The organism is Caulobacter sp. P1_B12_2 (assembly GCF_056406675.1).
The window spans coordinates 1-21,452 of record NZ_JBFTZS010000048.1; the positions used below are offsets into that span (position 1 = coordinate 1).

23 protein-coding genes are annotated in these 21,452 nt (G+C 68.3%); 8 read left to right on the plus strand and 15 right to left on the minus strand.

Annotated features, from left to right (window positions below; all coding sequences use genetic code 11):
* Positions 1-63: 63 nt before the first annotated feature.
* Positions 64-888: a DUF2306 domain-containing protein gene (locus AC1DZ6_RS04980; protein WP_477096083.1), complete on the minus strand. Its 825-nt coding sequence runs from the start codon at positions 886-888 to the stop codon at positions 64-66.
* Between the two features lie 104 nt (positions 889-992).
* Here AC1DZ6_RS04980 and AC1DZ6_RS04985 point away from each other — a divergent pair, with 104 nt between their 5' ends.
* Positions 993-2,003: an AraC family transcriptional regulator gene (locus AC1DZ6_RS04985; RefSeq protein WP_477096084.1), complete on the plus strand. Its 1,011-nt coding sequence runs from the start codon at positions 993-995 to the stop codon at positions 2,001-2,003.
* A 135-nt stretch (positions 2,004-2,138) separates the two neighbouring features.
* Here AC1DZ6_RS04985 and AC1DZ6_RS04990 read toward each other — a convergent pair whose 3' ends face one another.
* Positions 2,139-2,285, minus strand: a complete 147-nt coding sequence (locus AC1DZ6_RS04990) for a hypothetical protein (protein WP_197026737.1) — start codon at positions 2,283-2,285, stop codon at positions 2,139-2,141.
* A 34-nt stretch (positions 2,286-2,319) separates the two neighbouring features.
* Positions 2,320-3,198, minus strand: a complete 879-nt coding sequence (locus AC1DZ6_RS04995) for a transglutaminase family protein (protein WP_477096085.1) — start codon at positions 3,196-3,198, stop codon at positions 2,320-2,322.
* A 92-nt stretch (positions 3,199-3,290) separates the two neighbouring features.
* On the opposite strand from AC1DZ6_RS04995, the gene AC1DZ6_RS05000 reads away from it, so the two are divergent.
* Together AC1DZ6_RS05000 and AC1DZ6_RS05005 are read left to right on the plus strand one after the other, a co-directional pair.
* Positions 3,291-4,517, plus strand: a complete 1,227-nt coding sequence (locus AC1DZ6_RS05000; protein ID WP_477096086.1) for a putative DNA modification/repair radical SAM protein — start codon at positions 3,291-3,293, stop codon at positions 4,515-4,517.
* On the plus strand, positions 4,517-6,058 hold the full coding sequence (locus AC1DZ6_RS05005) for a UdgX family uracil-DNA binding protein (protein WP_477096087.1): 1,542 nt from the start codon (positions 4,517-4,519) through the stop codon (positions 6,056-6,058). Before AC1DZ6_RS05000 ends, AC1DZ6_RS05005 begins: the two co-directional genes overlap by 1 nt.
* 42 nt (positions 6,059-6,100) lie before the next feature.
* On the opposite strand, the gene AC1DZ6_RS05010 is transcribed toward AC1DZ6_RS05005, so the two are convergent.
* Together AC1DZ6_RS05010 and AC1DZ6_RS05015 are read right to left on the minus strand one after the other, a co-directional pair.
* Positions 6,101-7,939, minus strand: a complete 1,839-nt coding sequence (locus AC1DZ6_RS05010) for a discoidin domain-containing protein (RefSeq protein WP_477096088.1) — start codon at positions 7,937-7,939, stop codon at positions 6,101-6,103.
* 280 nt (positions 7,940-8,219) lie between these two features.
* Positions 8,220-8,870, minus strand: a complete 651-nt coding sequence (locus tag AC1DZ6_RS05015) for a TetR/AcrR family transcriptional regulator (protein WP_477096104.1) — start codon at positions 8,868-8,870, stop codon at positions 8,220-8,222.
* Positions 8,871-9,125: 255 nt separating this feature from the next.
* Between AC1DZ6_RS05015 and AC1DZ6_RS05020 the strand changes: the two genes are divergently transcribed.
* Complete coding sequence (locus AC1DZ6_RS05020) at positions 9,126-10,985, plus strand: CHASE3 domain-containing protein (protein WP_477096089.1); 1,860 nt, start codon at positions 9,126-9,128, stop codon at positions 10,983-10,985.
* Positions 10,986-10,987: 2 nt separating this feature from the next.
* Here the strand turns inward: AC1DZ6_RS05020 and AC1DZ6_RS05025 are convergent, their stop codons facing one another.
* The gene (locus AC1DZ6_RS05025; protein WP_477096090.1) at positions 10,988-11,191 is read right to left on the minus strand and encodes a UvrB/UvrC motif-containing protein; all 204 of its coding nucleotides are present in this window, start codon (positions 11,189-11,191) and stop codon (positions 10,988-10,990) included.
* A 116-nt stretch (positions 11,192-11,307) separates the two neighbouring features.
* Between AC1DZ6_RS05025 and AC1DZ6_RS05030 the strand changes: the two genes are divergently transcribed.
* On the plus strand, positions 11,308-12,771 hold the full coding sequence (locus AC1DZ6_RS05030) for a DHA2 family efflux MFS transporter permease subunit (RefSeq protein ID WP_477096091.1): 1,464 nt from the start codon (positions 11,308-11,310) through the stop codon (positions 12,769-12,771).
* Here AC1DZ6_RS05030 and AC1DZ6_RS05035 read toward each other — a convergent pair.
* Positions 12,768-13,334: an isochorismatase family protein gene (locus AC1DZ6_RS05035; protein ID WP_477096092.1), complete on the minus strand. Its 567-nt coding sequence runs from the start codon at positions 13,332-13,334 to the stop codon at positions 12,768-12,770. The two genes, AC1DZ6_RS05030 and AC1DZ6_RS05035, sit on opposite strands and share 4 nt — an antisense overlap.
* A 92-nt stretch (positions 13,335-13,426) precedes the next feature.
* Between AC1DZ6_RS05035 and AC1DZ6_RS05040 the strand changes: the two genes are divergently transcribed.
* Positions 13,427-13,849: an Lrp/AsnC family transcriptional regulator gene (locus AC1DZ6_RS05040; protein ID WP_477096093.1), complete on the plus strand. Its 423-nt coding sequence runs from the start codon at positions 13,427-13,429 to the stop codon at positions 13,847-13,849.
* A gap of 22 nt (positions 13,850-13,871) precedes the next feature.
* Here the strand turns inward: AC1DZ6_RS05040 and AC1DZ6_RS05045 are convergent, their stop codons facing one another.
* The 3 genes from AC1DZ6_RS05045 to AC1DZ6_RS05055 form a co-directional block, all read right to left on the minus strand.
* Positions 13,872-14,933, minus strand: a complete 1,062-nt coding sequence (locus tag AC1DZ6_RS05045) for a Leu/Phe/Val dehydrogenase (RefSeq protein ID WP_477096094.1) — start codon at positions 14,931-14,933, stop codon at positions 13,872-13,874.
* A gap of 227 nt (positions 14,934-15,160) precedes the next feature.
* The gene (locus AC1DZ6_RS05050) at positions 15,161-16,192 is read right to left on the minus strand and encodes a lysophospholipase (RefSeq protein WP_477096095.1); all 1,032 of its coding nucleotides are present in this window, start codon (positions 16,190-16,192) and stop codon (positions 15,161-15,163) included.
* Positions 16,189-16,776 carry a uracil-DNA glycosylase family protein gene (locus AC1DZ6_RS05055; protein WP_477096096.1) on the minus strand — a complete coding sequence of 196 codons (588 nt, stop codon included), beginning with the start codon at positions 16,774-16,776 and terminating at the stop codon, positions 16,189-16,191. Before AC1DZ6_RS05055 ends, AC1DZ6_RS05050 begins: the two co-directional genes overlap by 4 nt.
* Positions 16,777-17,008: 232 nt before the next feature.
* Here AC1DZ6_RS05055 and AC1DZ6_RS05060 point away from each other — a divergent pair, with 232 nt between their 5' ends.
* Entirely contained in the window at positions 17,009-17,383 is a 375-nt protein-coding gene (locus tag AC1DZ6_RS05060; RefSeq protein WP_477096097.1) for a response regulator, read from the plus strand.
* Here the strand turns inward: AC1DZ6_RS05060 and AC1DZ6_RS05065 are convergent.
* The 3 genes from AC1DZ6_RS05065 to AC1DZ6_RS05075 form a co-directional block, all read right to left on the minus strand.
* Positions 17,380-18,171, minus strand: coding sequence for a S1/P1 nuclease (locus AC1DZ6_RS05065; protein WP_477096098.1), 792 nt, complete (start codon positions 18,169-18,171; stop codon positions 17,380-17,382). The two genes, AC1DZ6_RS05060 and AC1DZ6_RS05065, sit on opposite strands and share 4 nt — an antisense overlap.
* A 104-nt stretch (positions 18,172-18,275) precedes the next feature.
* Positions 18,276-18,908 (minus strand): glutathione S-transferase family protein, encoded by a 633-nt coding sequence (locus tag AC1DZ6_RS05070; RefSeq protein ID WP_477096099.1) that lies wholly within the window; start codon positions 18,906-18,908, stop codon positions 18,276-18,278.
* 217 nt (positions 18,909-19,125) lie between these two features.
* On the minus strand, positions 19,126-19,446 hold the full coding sequence (locus AC1DZ6_RS05075) for a DUF3253 domain-containing protein (RefSeq protein ID WP_477096100.1): 321 nt from the start codon (positions 19,444-19,446) through the stop codon (positions 19,126-19,128).
* Between the two features lie 108 nt (positions 19,447-19,554).
* Between AC1DZ6_RS05075 and AC1DZ6_RS05080 the strand changes: the two genes are divergently transcribed.
* A complete protein-coding gene (locus AC1DZ6_RS05080; protein ID WP_477096101.1) occupies positions 19,555-20,004 on the plus strand; it encodes a PaaI family thioesterase in 450 nt (149 codons plus the stop codon).
* A gap of 155 nt (positions 20,005-20,159) precedes the next feature.
* On the opposite strand, the gene AC1DZ6_RS05085 is transcribed toward AC1DZ6_RS05080, so the two are convergent.
* Both AC1DZ6_RS05085 and AC1DZ6_RS05090 read right to left on the minus strand, forming a co-directional pair.
* The gene (locus tag AC1DZ6_RS05085) at positions 20,160-20,777 is read right to left on the minus strand and encodes a glutathione S-transferase family protein (protein WP_477096102.1); all 618 of its coding nucleotides are present in this window, start codon (positions 20,775-20,777) and stop codon (positions 20,160-20,162) included.
* 63 nt (positions 20,778-20,840) lie between these two features.
* On the minus strand, positions 20,841-21,452 hold a 612-nt coding region (locus AC1DZ6_RS05090), incomplete at its 5' end, for a nucleoside transporter C-terminal domain-containing protein (RefSeq protein WP_477096103.1).

Sequence of the window (21,452 nt, forward strand, 5' to 3'; positions counted from 1 at the left end):
CTCCGCCCCCTATGGGGGCGGACAGACCGCGAAGCGGTCAGGTGGGGGCAAGTGAGTGAGCCACTAAAGCCGCGGCAGCCACATCCCCATCGTCGCTCCGAACACCCCGATCCCGGTCGCCAGCGCGAAAACCCCAACCACCCCCGCCATCGCCAGCTTCGCCCCCGCCCCGCCGCGATCCCTGGCCGCCTGATAGAGCTCCAGCACCGCCAGCGGCAGCAGGTAGCAGCCGTACGCCCAGAACACGTCGAACGGACCGTCGAAGGCGTCGGTGTGGCCGACCGGGCCCTGGTTGACCAGAAACCAGGCCATCAGCCCCACCCGGTAGAACCAGACTCCGCTGGCCACCATGAAGGTCCGCATGGCCCAGCGCCGGTGGCTGTCGATCCGGCGGGCCAGGGCCTGACGCCAGGCCATGGCCGCGCAGATCAGGATCAGCACGCCGTCCAGGGTGATGGCGACGGTCATGATCGGTCCGGCGATCGTGCCACGCTTGGCCACCAGGTAGAAGGCCGCCAGGCTGGCCCCGATCGCCGTCAGCACATAGGCCCGGCCGTTCCAGCGGTGGAAGCCGATGGCCCTCGCGCGGATCCAGGGGACCAGTTGCAGCGGCCCGCCGACGGTGACGATCCCGGCCAGCAGCAGATGCACGCCCAGGAACAGGTTGGTCGCCGGCTGGCCAGGATTGATCCCGTGGCTGCCCAGGACCTCGTTCCAGCGCCCGAAGTCTCCCAGCACCGCCGCGCGCCAGTAGAAGGCCACGATGTAGACGGCGAACATCCCCTGCCCCAGGGCCGCGACCAGGAACCAGAAGGCGCCCGCCCGCCTCAGGGCCTTGTCCGCCCAGGCGCCGGCCTCGACACGCCGGCTCAAGATCGTCTCACTCACGCTGAACATCCCCACGACTGACGGCGTCAGCTTGACGCTCTCGCCAACGCAACGACATGTCCGCTCAGGCCAGAAGTTTGGCCGTGCGTGACAAAGGACGCGGGATGTCGGAACCGACGGTGTCGGCGGGCTACGCCAAGGCGCTGCTGGACTTCGCCGTGTCGAAGGGCGCGTCGCGTGACCGGCTGCTGGCCCGCGCCGACATCCGGGCCGAGGACCTGGAAGACCAGGACGGCCGCGTGCCGATGCGCCGCTACATCGCCCTGATGACGGCCGGCAAGGACCTCTGCGCCGCTCCGGCCCTGGCCCTGGAGTTCTGCGAAGGCACGCGGTTCGAGGAGTTCTCGGTCGTGGGCCTGATCTGCCAGTCGGCCGACACCATGGGCGAGGCTTTGGCCGAGCTGAACCGCTTTCGCCGCCTGGTCATCGAGATCGACGGCCTGGTCCCCGGCGAGCGCTTCAAGCTGACGCCGCGCGAAGACGGCTTATGGCTTGAGGACCAGCGCCCGCCCGACGCCTTCCCTGAACTCACCGAGATCGCCTTCGGCCGCTTCATCTGCGAGGTGGCGCGGCACTATCCAGGCACGCCGTTCGTCAAGCAGCTGGTGGTCACCCACGCCGCGCCCGCCCACGCCGAGGCGTATGAGCGGATCCTACAAGTGCCGGTGACCTTCGGCGCCGACCGCAACGCCATGCGCATCGACCCCAGTTGGCTGAGCCTGAAGATCCACAAGCCCAATCCGTATGTGTTCGGCGTGCTCAGCGCCCATGCCGCCGCGCTGCTGGAGGAGTTGCAGACCAGCCAGACCATGCGCGGCCGCGTCGAGCGCCTGATCATGCCCCTGCTGCACAAGGGTGACGCCATCGGTAAGGACTATGCGGCCAAGGCATTGGGGGTCAGCGGCCAGACGCTCTATCGCAAGCTCAAGGCCGAGGGCGTCAGTTTCGAACAGCTGCTCGACGACCTGCGCCATCGCCTGGCCGTGCACTATCTGGACGGCCGGAAGGTCTCGGTCAGCGAGACGGCCTATCTGGTGGGCTTCGCCGACGCGAGCGCGTTTTCGCGGGCGTTCAAGCGCTGGACCGGCGTCAGTCCGCGCGGTCGCAAGGGCTGATCCCGGCTAGGGCGTATCGCCATTCAGCGCTTTGGGTGGTCGTCAGTTCTCGAACCGTCCCCTTTAGCCGTCATTCCCGCCCTTGTGGCGGGAACCCCTTTGTCCGCCGTAAGTGCAGAGGAGTGGCGATACGCCCTAGTGAGCCGGGCGCGGCTCGAACGAGCGCTTCTCCGGAACTTTCAGGCACTCGGCGTCCGGCTTCTGGCCGTGCTGCGGCTTGGGCTCGGGATGCGGCAGGTGGCCGCCGCCGAGGGGCGCTTGCTGTTGGAACGGCTTCATCATGGCGTCATCCTCCCGATTTTTCGTGTCGTTTTCATCACGCCGCCGCTTCCAGCGTGTCCAGCAGCCGGACCTCGACGCTGACGGCGAGCTTCGCCTCGCCCGGATCGTCTAGGATGGTGCCCGAGATCGGCTTGGCCTCGTTGGGCGTGCGGGTGTGGGCGACCAGGATCAGGTCCGGCGATTCCGCCAGGCCGTTGGTGGGGTCGAACTCGGTCCAGCCCAGGCCCGGCAGGAACACCTCGCACCAGGCGTGGGTGGCGCCGGCGCCGCGCAGGGCCGAGGCCGGACCGCTATAGATGTAGCCCGTGGCGAACACCGCCGCGTAGCCCAGCCGCCGCAGGGCCTCGACCATCAGCCAGGCGAAGTCGCGGCAAGTGCCTTGGCCGGACGCGATGGTCTCGGCCGGGGCCTGGGTGCCGGCTTCCGGGCGGGCCTTGTAGACGAAGCTGTCGTGAATGGTGGCGTTCATCCGCAGCAGGAAGTCGATGGCCGGCTCGTCGGGGCGCTCCATCTGCTGGCGCAGCCAGCGCAGCAGCACCCGGTCGTCGTCGTCGGTGGCGGGGGTGATGAACGGGTTCAGCACCGCCCGGTCCTCGCGCGAATAGACGATGGGCGAGATGGTGTGCGGGTCGTCGATCTGCAGGCTGGTCAGGGGGGCGGGAAAGCGGTCGATGACCAGGCGGCTGGTGATGGTGAAACTGTCGGCCTCGCCCCGCGGCGTGAACCAGCAGACGCAATTGCCGACGGCGTCGTAGGTCCAGCGGGTCTCGCCCGGCAAGGACGTCTGCAGCGAGGCCTCGACGATGCGGATGGCGTGGCTGTCGCGCGGCCGGATCAGCAGCCGATGCGCCCCGAAGCCGACCGGCCGGGCGTAGCTGTACCGCGTTTCATGAAGGATGCCGAGCCGCGCCATAGGCTCAGCATAACCCCGCCGAACCCGCTTCGTTCCGTCACAGGCGGGTGATTGCTGTGGACGGAACAAAATAAGAACAATAGGTTAGAGGGATGGCCGTCCTCGATCTGAAACGCAAGCTCGCCATCCTCTCCGACGCCGCGAAATACGACGCCTCATGCGCCTCGTCGGGAGCCCAGAAACGCAATTCCATGGACGGCAAGGGCGTCGGCTCGACCGAGGGCATGGGCATCTGCCACGCCTATGCGCCGGACGGGCGGTGCATCAGCCTGCTCAAGATCCTGCTGACCAACTTCTGCATCTACGACTGCGCCTATTGCATCAACCGGGTGTCGTCCAACGTCGCGCGGGCGCGGTTCACGGTGAAGGAGGTCGTCGACCTCACGCTGAACTTCTACAAGCGCAACTATATCGAGGGCCTGTTCCTGTCGTCGGGGGTGATCCGCACCGGCGACTACACGATGGAGGAGATGGTCCGGGTGGCGAAGTCGCTGCGGCTGGACCACGATTTCCGCGGCTACATCCATCTGAAACTCATCCCCGAGGCCTCTCCCGAATTGGCGGCCGAGGCCGGTCTCTATGCCGACCGGGTGTCGATCAATGTCGAGTTGCCGCTGGACGAGAGCCTGCGGGTCCTGGCGCCGGAGAAGGACGCGGCCGGCATCAAGAAGGCCATGGGCCGCATGCGCCTGGCCATCGAGGACCGCAACGCGCCGGTGAAAGCGGGGCGCGCCAAGCCGCGCAAGTTCGCCACTGGCCAGTCGACCCAGCTGATCGTCGGGGCCGACGCGGCCAAGGACGGCGACATCCTGGCCCGCAGCGCGACGCTGTACGGCGCCTACCAGCTCAAGCGCGTCTACTATTCGGCCTTCAGCCCGATGGCCGACAGCAGCGCCCGCCTGCCGGTGATCCGGCCACCCCTGGTGCGCGAGCATCGCCTGTACCAGGCCGACTGGCTGATGCGGTTCTACGGCTTTGGCCAAGGCGAGATCGTCGCCCCCGGCCAGGACCTGGACCTGACCATGGACCCCAAGACCGCCTGGGCCCTGCGCCATCGYGGCGACTTCCCGGTCGACGTCAACACCGCCGACCGCGAGACCCTGTTGCGCACGCCGGGCCTGGGCGCCAAGGGCGTCGACCGCATTCTGCTGGCCCGCATCCAGACCCGCCTCACGCTGGACGACGTCAAGCGGGTCTGCGGTTCGGTCAAGCGCGCCAAACCCTTCATCGTCACCGCCGACTGGACGCCCGGCGCGGCCACCGACGGCGAAGGCCTGCGGGCGTCGCTGATCGCGCCCCAGCAACTGAGCCTGTTCTGATGCGGGTGATGCGGCTGGAGTCCGAGATCGACTTCGACGGCTGGCGTGTCGCGGCGCGCGCGTTGCGCGCCGAGGGCGTGGCGCCGGAGGCGGTGGTGTGGACGGTGGAGCGTGAGTTGTTTTCCGATCTGCTCCAAACAACGCCTGTCATCCCGGACGAAGCGCAGCGAAGATCCGGGACCGACCCAAAGCGCCGCGCTTCCGGCGATCCCGGATCTTCGCGCTACGCGCTCGTCCGGGATGACAACGAAATTTGCGAAGCTCCCAGCAAGACGTGCTTCACCGTCCCCGCCGCCTTCGTCGACCTGGCCCAGACCGTCATCCTGCACCGCTCGCCCGAGCGGCTGGCCCTGCTCTACCGCATCCTCCATCGCCTCGAAGCCCAGCCGCGTCTGCTGGCCAACCCCGCCGACGCCGACGTCGCCAAGGCCCGCGACATGGCCAAGAACGTCGGGCGGGCGATCCACAAGATGCACGCCTTCGTGCGTTTCCRGCTGGTCGAGGACGTGACGCCGGAGACTTACGTCGCCTGGTTCGAGCCCGCCCACCGCGTCACCGAGGCCGCCGCGCCGTTCTTCGCCCGGCGGTTCGCCAACATGAACTGGTCGATCCTGACGCCCGACGCCTGCGTCCACTGGGATGGGAGCTCGCTGACCATGTCGCCCGGCGCCGATCCCGCCGACGCCCCGTCCCAGGACGCTCAGGAAGAGATGTGGCGCACCTATTACGCCTCGATCTTCAATCCGGCGCGGCTGAACCCGGCGATGATGAAACAGGAGATGCCCAAGCGTTATTGGCGAAACCTGCCCGAGGCGGCGCTCATTCCGGAGCTGATCGCCAAGGCGCAAGGCCGGACCGAGACCATGGTCGCCGCACACCCCACAAAGCCGTCGGACCGCGTGCTCAAGGCCGCGCTGAAGCACGCCCGCGACGGCTCGTTCGGCGAGAGCAACCTGGTCAATCTGGAAGAAGTGGCCGCCGGCGTGCAGGTCTGCCGCCGCTGCGACCTGTGGCGCGACGCCACCCAGGGCGTGCCTGGGCTGGGACCGGTCAAGGCGGCGCTGATGATCGTCGGAGAGCAGCCGGGCGATCAGGAAGACCTGCAAGGCGTCCCGTTCGTCGGTCCGGCCGGCCAGCTTCTGGACCGGGCCATGGCCGAGGCCGGCGTGCCGCGCGACCGGGTGTTTGTCACCAACGCGGTCAAGCATTTCAAGCACGAGCCGCGCGGCAAGCGGCGGCTGCACAAGACCCCGGACCGGGGCGAGGTCCAGGCCTGCCGCTGGTGGCTGGACGCCGAGCGCCGGCTGGTCCGTCCCAAGGTGATCCTGGCCCTGGGCGCCACCGCGACCCTGGCGGTGTTCGGCAAGGCCGTGCCGATCGGCCAGTCGCGCGGTCAGCCGGAGGCGCTGACCGGCGGAGAACAGGGCCTGGTCAGCTGGCACCCGTCCTTCCTGCTGCGCGTCCCCGACCCAGAGACCAAGGACCGCGCCTTCGCGGAGTTGGTCGAAGATCTACGGCTGGCTTGGAAGCTGGCGGGATAAGACGAGGTTGGGGACACGCGCCTGCGCGTGTCCCCGTCGTTCCTAGTTCAGGCCGACGCTCATCTCGTAGATGATCGGCGTGAACGCCCCGGAGGTGAAGCTCAGCCGCACCCCGCTGCTGACCACGGTGGGGAAGGTCACCGTGCTGCTGGCGCCGATGGTCGTGCCGTAATAGGCCGGAGCCCAGGCGCTCCCGGTCCAGTAATCGATCCGATAGCCGCTGGTGCGGTCGCCGAATTCCGACATGGTGACCGTGTTGAACGCCTTTCGGGTTCCGAAATCGGCCTGCAGCGAAGCGGCGTATCCGGGGCCCCGAGCCTGCCAATTGGTGTTGGGGTCCCCGTCGAAGGCCTTGTCGGCCGTCTGGGTGAGGTCCCAGTTGGACGAGCTTGCGTAGGAACCCTTCAGCGCCAGGTTCGTCGAGACGGCCGGCGTGGCGTTCAGCGTCATCTCGTAGATGATCGCCGTGTCGATCCCCGAGGTGAAGTAGAGCCTGGCCCTGCGTCCGGTCACCGCCGGGAAGCTGACCGTGCTGGACGCACCGATCCCGGTTCCGGTGTAGGCGGTCTTCCAGGTCGAGCCGTTCAGATACTCGATCCGGTAGCCCGTCGTCCGGGTCCCGAACTCGCTGATCGTCGCCTGGCTGAAGGTGGAGTCCTTGCCGAAGTCGATCTCCACCCACTGCCCGCCGTAGAGCGTGCCGGGCGCCGCCTGCCAGTTGGTGTTGGGGTCGCCGTCGAACGCCCCGTGCGAGGTCTGGCCGGGCCAGTTGGACGAGCTGGAATACTTCAGCACCTCCGAGACCGCATCGACGCGGTCGGTCCCGGTCTGCAGGGTCGGCGTCATCCAGCCGCCCTCGTCGAACTCGTTCCAGGCGTACATCAGCACCGTGTTGGCGTCGGCCGTGACCTGGTTGCCCTGCACCCAGTTGAGGGCGTTCTGCAGGTTGGTCCCGATCTCGGCCGGGGCGGCCTTCTGCACCCAGGCGGTGGACGACACCGGCTGGTTGTTGTTCCAGCTCTGCGGATAGAGCGACCTGGGTCGGTTGTCCCAGCCCGTCGTCACCGAAGGCACTACCTTCTTGCCGGTGTTCCTGAAGGTGTTCCAGGTCGACGCGTTCTGGGAGATCAGCGTGGAATAGGGCACGCCGTTGGACGCGCCGTCGGCATAGGTGCTGATGGCGTCCGCTCCGGCGGCCGTGGCGTAGCTGGACGCCGTACCGGCGTTGGGCGACAGCAGGACGACGTAGGGATTGGCCGCCCCCGCGGTCGCCGCCGCTGACCGCACGCCGGCCACGAAGGTCGCCATGTCGGCGGTGGTGTCGCCGCCGTTGATCATCACATAGAGCAGCGGACGGCCGTTGAGCACCTTCTGGAAATGGCCTCGCACGAATTCCGCGGCGAGGGTCGCGGCGGGCGCCGAGCTCATGCTGACGACGTAGGTGTAGTTGAGACCCTCGCGCTGGCCGCTCGACTGGTACAGGTTCCGGGCCGTCGACATGCCGTCGTTGTCCGCGAAGTAGCAGAACGCCCAGTAGTTGACGCCCGCCCGCTTGGCATAGGCGATGTCGGCGTCCATCTGGCCCTGGGTCAGCTGGCGGATCTCGACGGAATCCGCGCCGGTTTCCACGCCATAGAACGGCACGCGGTCATGAAACTGGTTGAGACCGAGATTGCGCTCGACCTCCAGGCCGACGTGGCCGCCGGCTCCCGTGGGCAGGTCGCCCACCCAGGCGTCCCAGCGAATGGCGCCGACCGTGGCGCCCGGCGTGTTGGCGGCGAATGTCGCGGCCGGCGCCGACAAGGTCGCCAGACACAGCGCCGCGGCGACGGCCTTGGCGACTTTCGGCGCCAGGCCGCGCAGAGGGGATGATCTATTCATTTTGGGAAATCCTTAGGGTTCAAATTGGGTTTTCAGGTCACCGGCGCTGAAAATTGCGCCGGCGTGTTTTCACGATCCCGAAGGCGGGAAGGTCCGCTCCTCAAGATCGCTTGTTCCTATTTTGTTCTCGTCATGCGTCAGACTCGGACGTGCTCACGCTTGCCGAGTCTAGACTCGACGCGACGTGGCGATCCGCCACCGACGCGTGGGCGCGAGCGCTCGCGAAGAGCGGCTTGGTTATGTCCGAATGAAGTGGGCGAGCGCGGCCCCGTCCGAAGATCTAGGCTGAGAAGCCCGCCTCGGCGAAGGCCAGCATGCGGCCCAGCAGGGCCTCGACGTCGGCCTCGCTGGTCGTGCCTTCCGACAGCACGTTCAGGCGGTCGAACTCGGCGAAGCGGTTGTTGTGCAGCATGCCCAGGGTGAAGTGCAGCCGCCAGTAGATCTCCTCGGACGGCAGGTCAGGGCGCGCCTTGAGCAGGGCGTCGGAGAAGCGGCGCAGGTGGGTGACGTCGGTCTGCAGGACCTTGCGGATCTCGTCGGTGCCCTCGCTGCGGGCCCGGATCAGGAACTGCAGCGAGATACGGCGCTCGTGGTCCGGCGCTAGCCACTTCAGCGGCGGGGTCAGCAGGGCGGCCAGGATCTCGCGCACCGGCGGAACGCCGGCGTGGCGGTCGGTGGCCTCGTGCAGCTTCTTGGCCCGCTCGCGGTTCAGCTCGACCGTGCGCCGACGGAAGATCTCGTACAGCAGCGCGTCCTTGGAGCCGAAGTGATAGTTCACCGAGGCCAGATTGACGCCCGCCGCGGCGGTGATGTCGCGCACCGACACGTTCTGGAAGCCGTGCAGCGCGAACAGGCGCTCGGCGGCCACGAACACCAGGTTCTTGGTGACGGCTTCGTTGTCGCTCTCGACGTCGATGTCTGGCGCGGTGATGACGGTCGCGCCGTCGCTCTTCGGACTCACTACGGTATCCCCTTTACCTGTGGGGAAGTCTTACGGCCGTTCGAATTTGGCGCAAGCGTCAAGATGGAACGCGGACGGAGGAATTCTGCAAGCGCCGCCAGCGCAACGCGCAGGGATTGCCATTTCGGCGCCTCGAAGCCCGGGCGGGGTTTGGCGCTGGCCTCGATTTCCCGTATCAAGCCCGGATCGACGGATCGGGACCTGTCGGGGGAGTAAAAGCTTTTGGTGCGTGATCAGCCGAACAACGCCGCCCTGTCCAGGCCGGGCATGCGGGTGAGCCTTGTCGTGGGCTTCCTGCTGCTGGTCTGCGCGGCCCTGGCCGCGATCGTCGTCGCCGTCACCAGCGCCGACGCAGAACGCTGGGCGGCGCACTCGTTGGAGGTCCGACGCCTCCAGACGGTGATGTTCAGCGCCATGCAGGACGCCGAGACCGCCCAGCGTGGTTATCTGCTGACCCAGAATCCGGACTATCTGCGGCCCTACGACGAGGCGCATGAGCGGCTGCCGGTCCTGAGGCGCGACCTGCGCGCGGCGGTCGCCGACAATGCCGGCCAGCAGCGGCGCCTGACGGCGCTGGACCAGGCGATCGACGCCAAGTTCGCCGAGCTGGACCGCACGGTGGCCCAGGCCCGGGCGGGCCATGTCGACGCCGCGATCGCGCGCCTGAGGACCAATCAGGGCAAGGCGATGATGGATCGCGTGCGCGCCCTCAGTCATGCCTTCGAGGCGGCGGAGGCTGACCTGCTGGCCCAACGCCAGGCCGACGCCGCCGTCCAGCGCTCCGTGCTGATCGGGGTCATCGTGCTGGCCCTGGTCGCCGCCGCCGTGCTGGCCTACGCCGTCGTCCGCGAGACCCGCGACCATGCCCGCGAGCTGACGGACCACAACCGCGCCCTGGAAAACGAGATCGCCCAACGCGAACGCGCCGAGGCCCAGCTGCGCCAGGCCCAGAAGATGGAGGCGCTGGGCCAGCTGACCGGCGGCGTCGCCCACGACTTCAACAACATGCTGGCGATCATCGTCGGCAATCTGGACATGCTGATCCGTCGGCTGTCGGGACAGGAGAAGCTGCTCAGCCTGGCCGAAAACGCCCTGTCGGGCGCCAACCGCGCCGCCGCCCTGACCAAGGGCCTCCTGGCCTTCTCGCGCCAGCAGCCGCTGGATCCCAAGCCCACCGAAGTCAACAAGTGCGTGGCCGACATGTCCGAGCTGCTGCGCCGGGCGCTGGGCGAGCACATCGCCGTCGAGACCGTGCTGGCCGGCGGCCTGTGGCGCGCCTTCGTCGATCCGCCGCAGCTGGAAAGCGCCATCCTCAACCTGGCGGTCAACGCCCGCGACGCGATGGCCGAGAACGGCAGGACCGGCCGGCTGACGATCGAGACCTCCAACGCCTTCCTCGACAAGGCCTATGCCGACACCCATGCGGAGGTCGAGCCCGGCCAGTTCGTGCTGGTGGCGATCACCGACACCGGCGGCGGCATGACGCCCGAGGTGATGGAGCGGGCCTTCGACCCGTTCTTCACCACCAAGCGGCTGGGCGAAGGCACGGGCCTGGGCCTGAGCCAGGTGCACGGCTTCCTCAAGCAGTCGCGGGGCCACATCAAGCTCTACAGCGAGCTGGGGGTGGGCACGACGGTCAAGCTGTACCTGCCGCGCGACACCCAGGGACTGGCCGTCGAGGAGACCGCCGCGCCGCGCCCGATCGTGCCCAGCGGCGGAGCCTACACCGTGCTGATCGCCGAGGACGACCCCGGCGTGCGCACCTTCGCCGTCAGCGCCGCCCGCGATCTGGGCTACAAGGTGATCGAGGCCGACGGCGCGCCGGTGGCGCTGGAGCGGCTGGGCCAGCGCCCGGAGATCAACATCTTGCTGACCGACGTGGTCATGCCGGGCTCCAACGGCCGCCAGTTGGCCGACGCCGCTCTGGCCCTGCGGCCGGACCTGAAGGTCATCTACATGACCGGCTACACCCGCAACGCCATCGTTCACAACGGCACCCTGGACGCCGGCACGCGGCTGCTGACCAAGCCGTTCACCCTGGAGCAGCTGGACCGGGAGCTGCGCGACGCGCTCTCTGGCGATTAGGCCTAGGCCGGGCCGGCCTTCTGCGCCTCGCGATACTTGAAATAGGCGGCCTGGGGCGAAGTGGCGCCGGGCTGCTCCATGATCCTGCGGTCGCGGCGGATCAGGTCAATCTGCTCGCGCAGAGCCGAGGCGGTTTCGAAGTCCTCGGAAGCGACGGCCTGGGCCATCTCCTCCTCGAGTTCGGACAGATGGGTTTCCGACGACATCACGAGCTCCAGACGGGGCGGACTTCAGGCGGGCGCCTGGAACATAACGCGCGAGACGGCTGATCGGCTTGGCCCTTCGGCTTGAGATCGACGGCCGCGAGGCGTAAGTCGCCCTCGTGTCAGTCGATCAGCCCGCCCCTTCGCCAGAGACGTCGGTTCTTGGAACCCGCCTGATCTCCCTGGCCGTGGCCAGCGCGCTGCTGATGGAGTTCATCGACTCCACGGCCCTGTCGACCGCCCTGCCCACCCTGGCCCGGGCGTTCAGCGTCGACCCCATCCACCTGAAGCTAGCCCTGACCTCCTACATCCTGGCCCTGGCGGTGTTCACGCCGGCCAGCGGCTGGGCCGCCGAACGCTTTGGCGCGCGGCGGGTGTTCATCACGGCCATGGTCGTGTTCCTGACCGGCTCGGCCCTGTGCGGTCTGTCCCGGAATCTCGAGGCCCTGGTCGCCTCGCGCATCCTCCAGGGGATCGGCGGCGCGATGATGACCCCGGTGGCCCGACTGATCGTCGTCGGCTCGACGCCCAAGGACAAGCTGATCCGGGCCATGGGCTGGTTCACCATGCCCGCCCTGGTCGGTCCGCTGATCGGCCCTCCCCTGGCGGGCCTGGTGCTGAGCGTCGCCGACTGGCCGTGGATCTTCTATCTGAACCTGCCGATCGGCGTGCTGGGCATGACGGCGGTGATGCGCTTCGTCCCCAAGAGCCAACCGCAGGAGATGGGGCGCTTCGACACCCTGGGCTTCCTGCTGTCGGCCGTGGCGATCAGCGGCCTGGTGGTGGTGGCCGAGACGGCGGGGCTGTCGCTTCTTCCCCCTTGGGCGCAGTTGGGCATCGTCGCCGTCGCCCTGGGCTCCGGCTGGCTCTATCTGCGCAAGGCCAAGGTGACGCCCAAGCCGATCCTCGACCTCGGCTTGCTGAAATACCGCACCTTCCGCGCCAGCCTGCTGGGCGGGGCCTTCGTGAGGCTTGGCATCGGCGCCAGCCCGTTCCTGATGCCGCTGTTGCTGCAAGTGGCCCTGGGCTGGAGCCCCCTGAAGGCCAGCGTGGTCACCCTGGGCACCGGCGTTGGCGTCCTGATCGCCCGTCCGTTCGCGGCCGCCAGCCTCAAACGCTTCGGCTTCCGCACGCAGTTGGCGTTCTTCGTGGCCCTGACGGCGGTCCTGACCGCCGCCCCGGGCTTTTTCCGCCCCGGCACGCCGATGATGCTGATGGCGGGCACGCTGTTCCTGGCCGGTTTCGCGCGCTCGAACCAATTCATCGCCGCCAACACCATCGCCTATGCCGACGTGCCCCAGCCCAAGGTGGCCGCCGCCTCGACCCTGTCGGCGGTGGCCCAGCAGGTCGGCCTGGCCCTGGGGGTCAGTTTCGGCGGCCTGATGCTGCACCTGGCCAGGGGGCGCGAGGCGCACCTGACGCCGGAGCGGTTCACGGCGCCGTTCCTGGCGATCGGCCTGGTGACGCTGTTGGCGCTCCCGGTCTATCTGCGGCTGGACCGCGACGCCGGAGCCGAGATCAGCGGCCGGGCGCGCCGTCCCCTCCCCGAGAACGACGCCCCCAGCGAAGACGCCGCCCGCTAGGCGTCCAGCGCCGCCACCGCCTGGGCCGTCGTCACCACCGAGCAGAACTCGAAGCCCAGGGTCGCCACGTGGGCGGCCTGGATCGTCCTGGCGGGGATCGTTCCGCCGTCGCCGTCCGGCAGGTCGAAGCAGTCGCAGGCGTCGGCCGCCAGCAGCATGCGCCAGCCCAGGTTCGCGCCGACCCGAACGGTGGTCGACACGCACATGTCGGTCGAGATCCCGAACACGACCACCGCCCGCGCGTCCAGCCTGCGCAGCCGCAGGTCCAGATCTGTGCCGATGAAGGCGGAATTGACGCTCTTGGCCACCACGGGTTCGCCGGCCAGCGGCTCGAACCCCGCTCGAAAGGCGTTGCCCGGCACGCTGGGGCGCAGGGTCGAGGCAGGCTCGACCGAGTCGTGGCGCACGTGGATGATCGGCGCCCCGATCCGCCGCCAGCCCGCCAGCAGCGCCTGGCCGTTGCGGTCCAGGTCGGTGTTCCAACGGGGCGGCCAACTGGCTTCGTCGAAGGCGCGCTGCATGTCGACGGGCAGCAGGACGGTGCGGGCGGGATCGAGGTTCATTGATATCTCCTTCGTCCCCGCATACCTCCGTTCCAACGCCGGTTTCAGCCGGCAAGACGCCGGAGGACCCGGCAGATCGCCGGGGCGAGCGCGTGGACGACAAGGATCAATTGCTGCTGACGCTGCTGCGTCGCGACGCCCGGCGCCCGATCGTGGCCCTGGCCCGCGACCTGGGGCTGTCGCGCAGCGCCACCCAGGACCGCCTGGCGCGGCTGAAGACCACGGGCGCGATCGCCGGCTTCACGGTGGTCGAGGGGCTGGGCGCGAGGCCGCGGCAGCTGGCCTATCTGATGGTCAAGCTGATGCCCGGGCGCCGCTGCGCCCAGCTGATGCCCGCGCTGCGGGCCCTGCCCGCCATCGTCGCCGCCCATTCGATGGCCGGGCCGATCGACCTGCTGATGACCATCGAATACGCCGACGTCGCCGACCTGGAACTGACCCGTCAGGCCGTGGCGGCCGTGAACGGCGTGGCGGAGGTCTCCACGCACGTCGTGCTCGAGCGGCACATCGGCTAGAGCGTCTCCGCCGAAGCGGAGCCTAGACCCGCGCCGCCGCTATGCGCGTGCGGGCGATTTCGTCGGCGACCAGGTTGGCCGGGCGGCGGTCGACCAGCGAGTGGTCCAACACCTCGCCCAGGGTCTGGGCCAGGCGGTCGAGCTTGGCCGCCACCCAGGCCGGATCGAAGGCCGCACCGGTCTCCAGCGCGCGGATCTCGCCGGCCACGTTGATGATGCCGCCGCCGTTGATCACATAGTCGGGCGCATAGAGGATGCCGCGCTCGAACACCGCCTGGCCGATGGTCTTGTCGGCCAGCTGGTTGTTGGCCCCGCCGGCGATCACCTTGACCTTCAGACGCGGCAGGGTCGTGGTCGAGATGGCGCCGCCCAGCGCGCAGGGCGCGAACACGTCGGCGTCGACGTCGAAGATGGCGTCGGTCGAGACGATCTTGGCGCCGGTCTTGGCGGCCACTTCGTTCAGGGCCTGCTGGTTGACGTCGGCGATGATCAGCTTGGCGCCGGCGGCGTGCAGCTTCTCGGCCAGATAGGCGCCGACATGGCCGACGCCCTGGATGGCGACGGTGACGCCGTTCAGGTCGCGGTTCAGGGCCCGCTGGACGCACAGGCGCACGCCGCGGAACACGCCCTCGGCGGTGACCGGCGACGGGTCGCCCGAGGCGGCCGCGTGGCCTTCCAGGCCGGCGACGTACTTGGTGGTGCGGCGGGTGGCGACCAGGTCGGCCGGCGAGACGCCGACGTCCTCGGCCGTCCAGTACTGGCCGTTCAGGCTGTCGACGGCGCGGCCGAAGGCTTCGAACAGTTCCGGCGTCTTCTGGCTGCGGGCGTCGCCGATGATCACGGCCTTGCCGCCGCCGAAGTCGAGGTCGGCCATGGCGTTCTTGTACGACATGCCGCGCGACAGCCGCAGGGCGTCGGTCACGGCGGCGTCGCTGCTGGAATAGTCCCACATCCGGCAGCCGCCGGCGGCGGGACCGCGGGCGGTGGAGTGAATGGCGATAATCGACTTAAGGCCGGTTTTTTCGTCAAAGAACGCGTGAACGCCTTCGTGTCCCTCGAAATCCGGGGAATCGAACAAAGTCATGCCGTCGGTCTCGCCTTAGCCAGAAAGATTGCGCCGGGGTGTACGCTGGCGGGCTTTTCGCCACAACCCCTCGCTTCGCCGCACCCATTACGGGGGTCTGGAACGCCGTGCGTCCTTCGAGGCTCGGCTACGCCTCGCACCTCAGGATGAGGAATTCAGAGCAACGAAGGTCCTCATCCTGAGGCGCCCGCGCAGCGGGCCTCGAAGGACGCACGATCTCGGCCGCGCTACTGCTTCGACAACTGACTGCGCACCACGTTCGGCGCGGTCGGGGCCCCCGGGATCGGCGGGGCGCCGGACGGCAGGTCGGCCAGCGGATCCTTCAGGAACGAAGCCGCATCGGTCCACACCACCTGGGCCTGCTTGTCGACCAGCAGCAGGTGCCAGCCGTTGGCGTAATAGGCCGAGCGGTCGTCGGGCTTGAGCCGGCGGGCCGCCTCCATGGTCGGCTCCTTGGGGATGATGTGGTCGTTGGCCCCGTAGAAATAGGCGATCGGGATCTGGACCTTGCCCAGCGACGCCCAGGCCTTCTCCATCAGCCCGACCAGGCCGTACAACGTGTCGGAGCGCGCGCCCCAGATCATCAGCGGATCGCGGCCCATGCGCCGCAGTTCGTCGATATTGTCGGTGGGCTGGACGTTCTTGACCAGCCACTCCGGCGGCTTGACCACCCAGCTGCGGGTCGTGTGGGCGGTGATCCACAGGGTGGTCTTGTACGGCAGAGGCTGGGCCGACCAGCCCCAGACGGCCGGTGCGAACAGCAGCAGCCGCTCGGCGGCGGGCGGCCGGTCCGAGGCCATGGCGACGATGGCCAGGGCCCCGCCCATGCTCTCGCCGGCCAGGGCGACCTTGGCGTCGGGATGGGCCTCGCGGACCAGGGCGACGGTCGTGCGGATGTCCTCGATGACCAGGTCCGGCGGCGCCCAGACGCCGCGATCGGGCGAGCGGCCGAAGCCACGGATGTCGATGGCGTAGGTGGCGATCCCCTGCCCGGCCCAGAACGGCGCGGCCAGATGGAAGGCGTTCGAATAGTCGTTCATGCCGTGCAGGGCGACGATCACCTGGGTGACCGGCTGGCCCTCGGCCGGCAGCCATTTCGTCATGCCCAGCTTCTTGCCGTCGAAACTGAACAGGCCGTCGTCGTCCAGCCGGGGGCCGCGATAGCCCAGCTGGCCGGGGCCCGGCTGCTGGATGACCGGGGCGCAGGCGGCCAGGCTGGCCGTGCAGGCCGCCCCGAGGAGAAGAATCCGACGGTTCATGACGCCAGGATGCCCGCCACTCGGCGGCGAAGATAGGGCGCCACCTCGGCGTCGAACCACGGGTTGCGCTTCAGCCAGGCCGTGTTGCGCCACGACGGATGCGGCAGGGGCAGCACGCCCTGGTCCACATAGTCGCGCCAGGCGGCGACGGTGTCGGTCATGTTCGCCTTCATGCGAGATCCCAACGCCCAGGCTWGGGCATGGCTCCCGACCAGCAGGGTCAGCTCGACCTTGGGCAGGGCCGCCAGCAGCTGAGGCCGCCACAGCACGGCGCAGCGGGCCGGGGGCGGATAGTCGCCGCCCTTGGGATTGGTCCCCGGGAAACAGAACGCCATGGCCGCCACGCCGATCTCCGGTCGGCCGTAGAAGGTCTCGCGGTCGATCCCCATCCAGTCGCGCAGGCGGTTTCCGGACGGATCGTTGAACGGCAGGCCGGTCTCGTGCACCAGCCGTCCGGGCGCCTGGCCGCAGATCAGCAGCCGCGTCCCCTCGCCCACCCGCACCACCGGCCTGGGCATGTGCGGCAGGTACGGCGCGCACGCCCGGCAGGCGGCGATGTCGGCGAGGATGTCGTCCAGCGGCATGGGGGTGGAGGTAGGCGGCTCAGCCCCAAAGGCAAGCCCAGCCGCCGGTCGTGTCTGATTTCCGGGCCATCGCGACCCAACCCTCAAACACAATCCCGCCTCAAGAATGAACATGTGTTCAGTAATTACGTGTATAGTTTTACGTCGAGTTCCCGACACAGTAAGAATTAATCGCGCGAGTTGGAAACAAACCTCATCCTGAGGGTTACCTATCCAATCAAAGGATTTTTACATGGCAATTCCCAGGATCCTCTATGTCGAGGACAACCGTATTTCAAGCCTTTTGAACTGCTTAGTGCTCCGCGAGGTCGGCTATGAGGTCATTGAAGCCTTCTGCGCCGAAGAAGCCTGCCAGATCATCGACAAGCACGAGGTGCTGTCAGCCCTGATAACCGACATCAACCTGGGAACCGGCGGCGACGGCTTCGATGTCGCCCGCTGCGCCCGCGTCGCCTACCCGCGACTGCCTGTCGTCTACATCTCGGCGGCCGCCGCCGCGCGCTTCGCGGCGGAGGGTGTCGAGCGGTCGGAATTCATCGACAAGCCCTTCCATCCCGCCCGCATGATGGAGGCCCTGGACCGCACCATGCCCGCCGGCGCGGCCTAGGCCGTTGCCCCAGAAGAGCTCGCCGTCGGCGGTGAGGAAGGAGGGCGCGCCGAACAGGCCGCGCTCCTGGGCCACGGATCCGGACCCAGGCCGCCGGCGGCCGGTCGCGGATGGGCCGCCTCGGCGCTGGCCGCCAGGGCCTCGGAACCGGCCTCGCGTCCGCCCGTGCGATTGGGGATCCCGTCCCAGAACTCGTGCAGGTCGACGCTCGGTCCGCCGGGCGTCCAGCGCACATAGGCGATCGTTCCGCCCCGGTCGGTCTTTGGGAACCTCCACGACATCCAATGGCCGGCGTGCAGCGGCTGATGCAGATCGCCGACGATATGCATGATCCAGCACAGGGCGACGGCCCGATCGGCGCGCGACGCCTTGGGCTCGCGCGCGATCGCCAGCTGCTCGCGGAAGGCCTTGTCGGCGCCGCCCACCGTGATCGGCAGGACGAAGCGCCAGGCCGAGACCAGCTTCAGCGCATAGTGCCAATCGGGTCGGTCGTGCGGACTGCCGCGCGTATCGTCGGGCCAGCGGGCCATCAGGGCGAACAGCCGCCGCTCGCGCGCCTTGCCGCTCAGCCCGACCAACTGGCGCTCGAACGCCGCGTGGTCGGGATGACTCCGCATGATGGCGACGATCGCGGCGACGGCCTGGGGGTCACGCGCCGACAGCGCGTCATAGGCGATGTCGCCGGTCGCCATGTGCCCCTGGTCGTTCCAGGCCAGGGCGGGCGCCGGCGTCAGCGCGCCCAGGCCCAGGGCCGCCGAGACGGCGACCGCGATCGCGGTTCTACGCATGCTTCCCCCCAGTTTTGCGGCGAGCAGGCGCCGCGCAATCCTTGAGGTCAAGGGTGACGCGACGAACGGCCAGGCGCGGGCCTCCAGCTACAAGGCCCTCAAGACTACAGACCCAGGAAACGCTTCTCGCGCCCGATCCAATGGTCGAACGAGGGCCGCGCCAGGATCGCCTCGGTGTAGGCCTTGGCCTTGGGCCAACGCGACAGGTCGAAGCCCAGGTGGCCCAGATTGGCGAAGGGGCTGGCCACGGCGATGTCGGCCAGGGTCAGGCGGTCCTCCAGCAGGAAGCCGGACTCGGGGATCGTGCAATCCAGGTAGTCCAGGATCGGCGGCAGGGTCTCGTTCTCGGCCTTGGCGCAGATCGCCTCGTCGGTGGCCACGCCCATGAAGCGCGGGCCGACGATGCGGTTGAAGAACAGCGGCCCGGCCGCCCCGACCACGATGGTGTCGGCATATTCCTCGAACCAGATCGCCCGGGCGCGGTTGCGCGGGTCGGTCGGGATCAGGTTGGGATCGGGATGCAGCGCCTCGAGATAGGTGATGATCGCCGTCGAGTCCGAGATCTGGAAGTCGCCGTCCCTGAAGCCGGGGATCTTCTTGAACGGACTGCAGGCCAGGAACTCGGGATCGGGCGAACCGGGCGCCGAGACCTTGTTCTCCAGCGCCAGCCCTTTCTCGGCCCCGAAGGCCAGGGTCTTGCGCACATAGGGCGACAAAGACGAGCCGTAGACGATCATGGCGGACCTCCCCTTATGAGTTTCGCTCATAGGTCCACGTGTCGGGTTTTGATTCAAGACTTAGGCGTGCTGAGCCCCAAACCAAAGCTGTCATCCCGGACAAGCCCGACGCAGTCGGGCGCAGATCCGGGCCCGCTGGAAGCGCCGAGTTCAGGCGTCGGCCCCGGATCGGCGCGCTGCGCGCTTGTCCGGGGTGACAGGGTTGGTGGTCGTGACCCTATTCCTCGCCGGCCTCTTCGCCCGCCGCATCCTCGGCGACGTCGTCCGTCACGTCCTCGAAGCTGGTCGGGTCGCCTTCCTGGCGCAGGCGCAGGCGATAGACGCCGCGGAATTGCTCCGGGTTCACCGGCTTGTTGTGGCGCAGGATGACGATCTGGCCTTCGCGGGCCAGTTCGATGGCGTCGGTGCGCACATGGCCCAGCAGGCGCTGCCAGCGCTCGGGCTGCACGGCCTTGGCGACCGACATCGGGTCGATGGACTTGCCGGCGGCCACGGCGGCTAGTTGCGAGAGGATGGTGTCTTGAATAGGCGTGGTCATGGGCGGAGGGATGACACGAATCCGTCAGCAGTGCGAGCGCGGCCGCTTGCCTCGGGCGCCACGTCGCCTTAGGTCCTCAAAGACAACGCAAGGCGATGGGGCAAGGCCATGGACGGCGGCAACGAGATCTGGGACGGGCCCAAGCTGGTGACCGAGGGCGAGTGGGCCGGCTGGCGCACCTGGGCCGGCATGGACGCCTTCGAGGACCAGACCGGGCCGTTCTACTTCCGCGAAGAGAACGGCGTGATCCGCAGCGCCTTCCGCGCCGAGGCCCGCCACATGAACGGCGGCGGCTTCATGCACGGCGGCTGCATGATGACCTTCGCCGACTATTCGCTGTTCTCGATCTCGTGGGCTCACCTGAAGGACGTCCGCGCCGTGACCGTCAGCCTGAACGGCGAGTTCCTGGGTCCGGCCAAGGCCGGCGACCTGGTGGAATCGACCGGCGAGGTCACCAAGGCCGGCGGCTCGCTGCTGTTCGTGCGCGGGCTGGTGTCGACAGGCGGCGCGCCGATGCTGAACTTCTCGGGCGTGATCAAGAAGATCCGGGCGCGGTAGCTGGCGGAGCGGTTTCACAAACGGCTTGTCATCCCGGCCAAGCGCGTAGCGCGCAGATCCGGGGCCGCCGGAAGCTCTGAGTTCACGCGTCGGTCCCGGGTCTTCGCTTCGCTACGCCCGGGATGACAGCCGGTTTTGGCTTCATCAAACTCTAGCTACACCCCCGCCTTCGCCGCCGGCCTAGCCATCATCGCCTCACGCCACCGGCCCAGGTGGACCAGTTCCGCATCCGGCCGGAACCGCGCCATCCGCGCGAAGTCGATCGCCGTCGCCGCGAGAATGTCGGCCATGGTCACCCGCTCGCAGGCGATGAATTCGCTCTCGGCCAATCGGCGGTCGAGCATCTTCAGCCCCTTGTCGGCCATGCCGCGGTTGTTGGCGGCGACCTCGGGGATCTGAGTCTCGATCGTCGCCATGGCCGGATGGCTGTGGCGCACCATCATCATCAGCGGGGTGGCGACCATCATCTCGGTGCGCCGCATCCACATCTCGACGACGGCGGACTCGCAAGGGTCCTCGCCGAACAGGTTGGGCTCGGGATAGCGGGTTTCCAGATAGCGGCAGATGGCCACCGACTCGGTGATGGTTCGGCCGTCGTCCATCTCCAGGGCCGGCACATTGGGCAGACCTGCCTTGGCCAGGTATTCGGGCGTGCGGTGCTGGCCGCCGAAGATGTCGATATCGACGACCTCGATATCCTCGATGCCCTTCTCGGCCATGAACCAGCGCACACGGCGAGGATTGGGAGCCCGGCGGCTGTCATAGAGCTTCAAAAGAAATCCTCCCGGCTTTTGACCGGGAGGATGCTTTGGTTCCGCCGAGGAAGGAAAGGCTCTTTAGAGGCCGAACCAACCGCGCGGCATCAGGCCGATCAGCGAGCCGGTCAGGCAGGTGGCCAGGAAGCCGGCCATCATCGCCTTCCAGACCAGGCCCAGCACCTCTTGCCGGCGCGCGGGCACCAGCACCGAGAAGCCGGCGACGTTCATGCCCACCGAGCCGATGTTGGCGAAGCCGCACAGGGCGTAGGTCATGATCATCCGGGTGCGCGGGTCCAGCAGTTCAGGACCCTGCTTGGCCAGTTGGATGAAGGCGGTGAACTCGGTCAGGATCAACTTGACGCCCAGCAGGCCGCCGGCCGTGCCGGCTTCCTTCCACGGGATGCCCATGGCCCAGGCCAGGGGCGCGAAGATCGTGCCCAGCACCCGGGCGATGCTGATGTGCTCGCCGCCGACCATCGGCAGGGCGAACAGGATCTTGTCGACCATCGTGGCCAGGGCGATGAAGACGATCAGGGTGGCGCCGACGTTCAGGGCGATCTGCAGCCCGTCGGTGGTGCCCTTCATGACCGCGTCGATCGAGCTGCCGTAGGTCTTGTCTTCCTCGGCCAGGTCCAGGTCGTCGGACTTCTCGCTGGGGTCGCCGGGCACCATGATGCGGGCCAGCAGCAC

What these genes read in the sequence shown, in the direction of transcription:
- AC1DZ6_RS05075 (WP_477096100.1), bottom strand. Translation starts at nt 19,446, where the DNA reads ATGACCACGCCTATTCAAGACACCATCCTCTCGCAACTAGCCGCCGTG.
- AC1DZ6_RS05060 (WP_477096097.1), top strand. Translation starts at nt 17,009, where the DNA reads ATGGCAATTCCCAGGATCCTCTATGTCGAGGACAACCGTATTTCAAGC.
- AC1DZ6_RS04985 (WP_477096084.1), top strand. Translation starts at nt 993, where the DNA reads ATGTCGGAACCGACGGTGTCGGCGGGCTACGCCAAGGCGCTGCTGGAC.
- AC1DZ6_RS05080 (WP_477096101.1), top strand. Translation starts at nt 19,555, where the DNA reads ATGGACGGCGGCAACGAGATCTGGGACGGGCCCAAGCTGGTGACCGAG.
- AC1DZ6_RS05035 (WP_477096092.1), bottom strand. Translation starts at nt 13,334, where the DNA reads ATGAACCTCGATCCCGCCCGCACCGTCCTGCTGCCCGTCGACATGCAG.
- AC1DZ6_RS05010 (WP_477096088.1), bottom strand. Translation starts at nt 7,939, where the DNA reads ATGAATAGATCATCCCCTCTGCGCGGCCTGGCGCCGAAAGTCGCCAAG.
- AC1DZ6_RS04995 (WP_477096085.1), bottom strand. Translation starts at nt 3,198, where the DNA reads ATGGCGCGGCTCGGCATCCTTCATGAAACGCGGTACAGCTACGCCCGG.
- AC1DZ6_RS05050 (WP_477096095.1), bottom strand. Translation starts at nt 16,192, where the DNA reads ATGAACCGTCGGATTCTTCTCCTCGGGGCGGCCTGCACGGCCAGCCTG.
- AC1DZ6_RS05070 (WP_477096099.1), bottom strand. Translation starts at nt 18,908, where the DNA reads ATGATCGTCTACGGCTCGTCTTTGTCGCCCTATGTGCGCAAGACCCTG.
- AC1DZ6_RS05025 (WP_477096090.1), bottom strand. Translation starts at nt 11,191, where the DNA reads ATGTCGTCGGAAACCCATCTGTCCGAACTCGAGGAGGAGATGGCCCAG.
- AC1DZ6_RS04990 (WP_197026737.1), bottom strand. Translation starts at nt 2,285, where the DNA reads ATGATGAAGCCGTTCCAACAGCAAGCGCCCCTCGGCGGCGGCCACCTG.
- AC1DZ6_RS05065 (WP_477096098.1), bottom strand. Translation starts at nt 18,171, where the DNA reads ATGCGTAGAACCGCGATCGCGGTCGCCGTCTCGGCGGCCCTGGGCCTG.
- AC1DZ6_RS05045 (WP_477096094.1), bottom strand. Translation starts at nt 14,933, where the DNA reads ATGACTTTGTTCGATTCCCCGGATTTCGAGGGACACGAAGGCGTTCAC.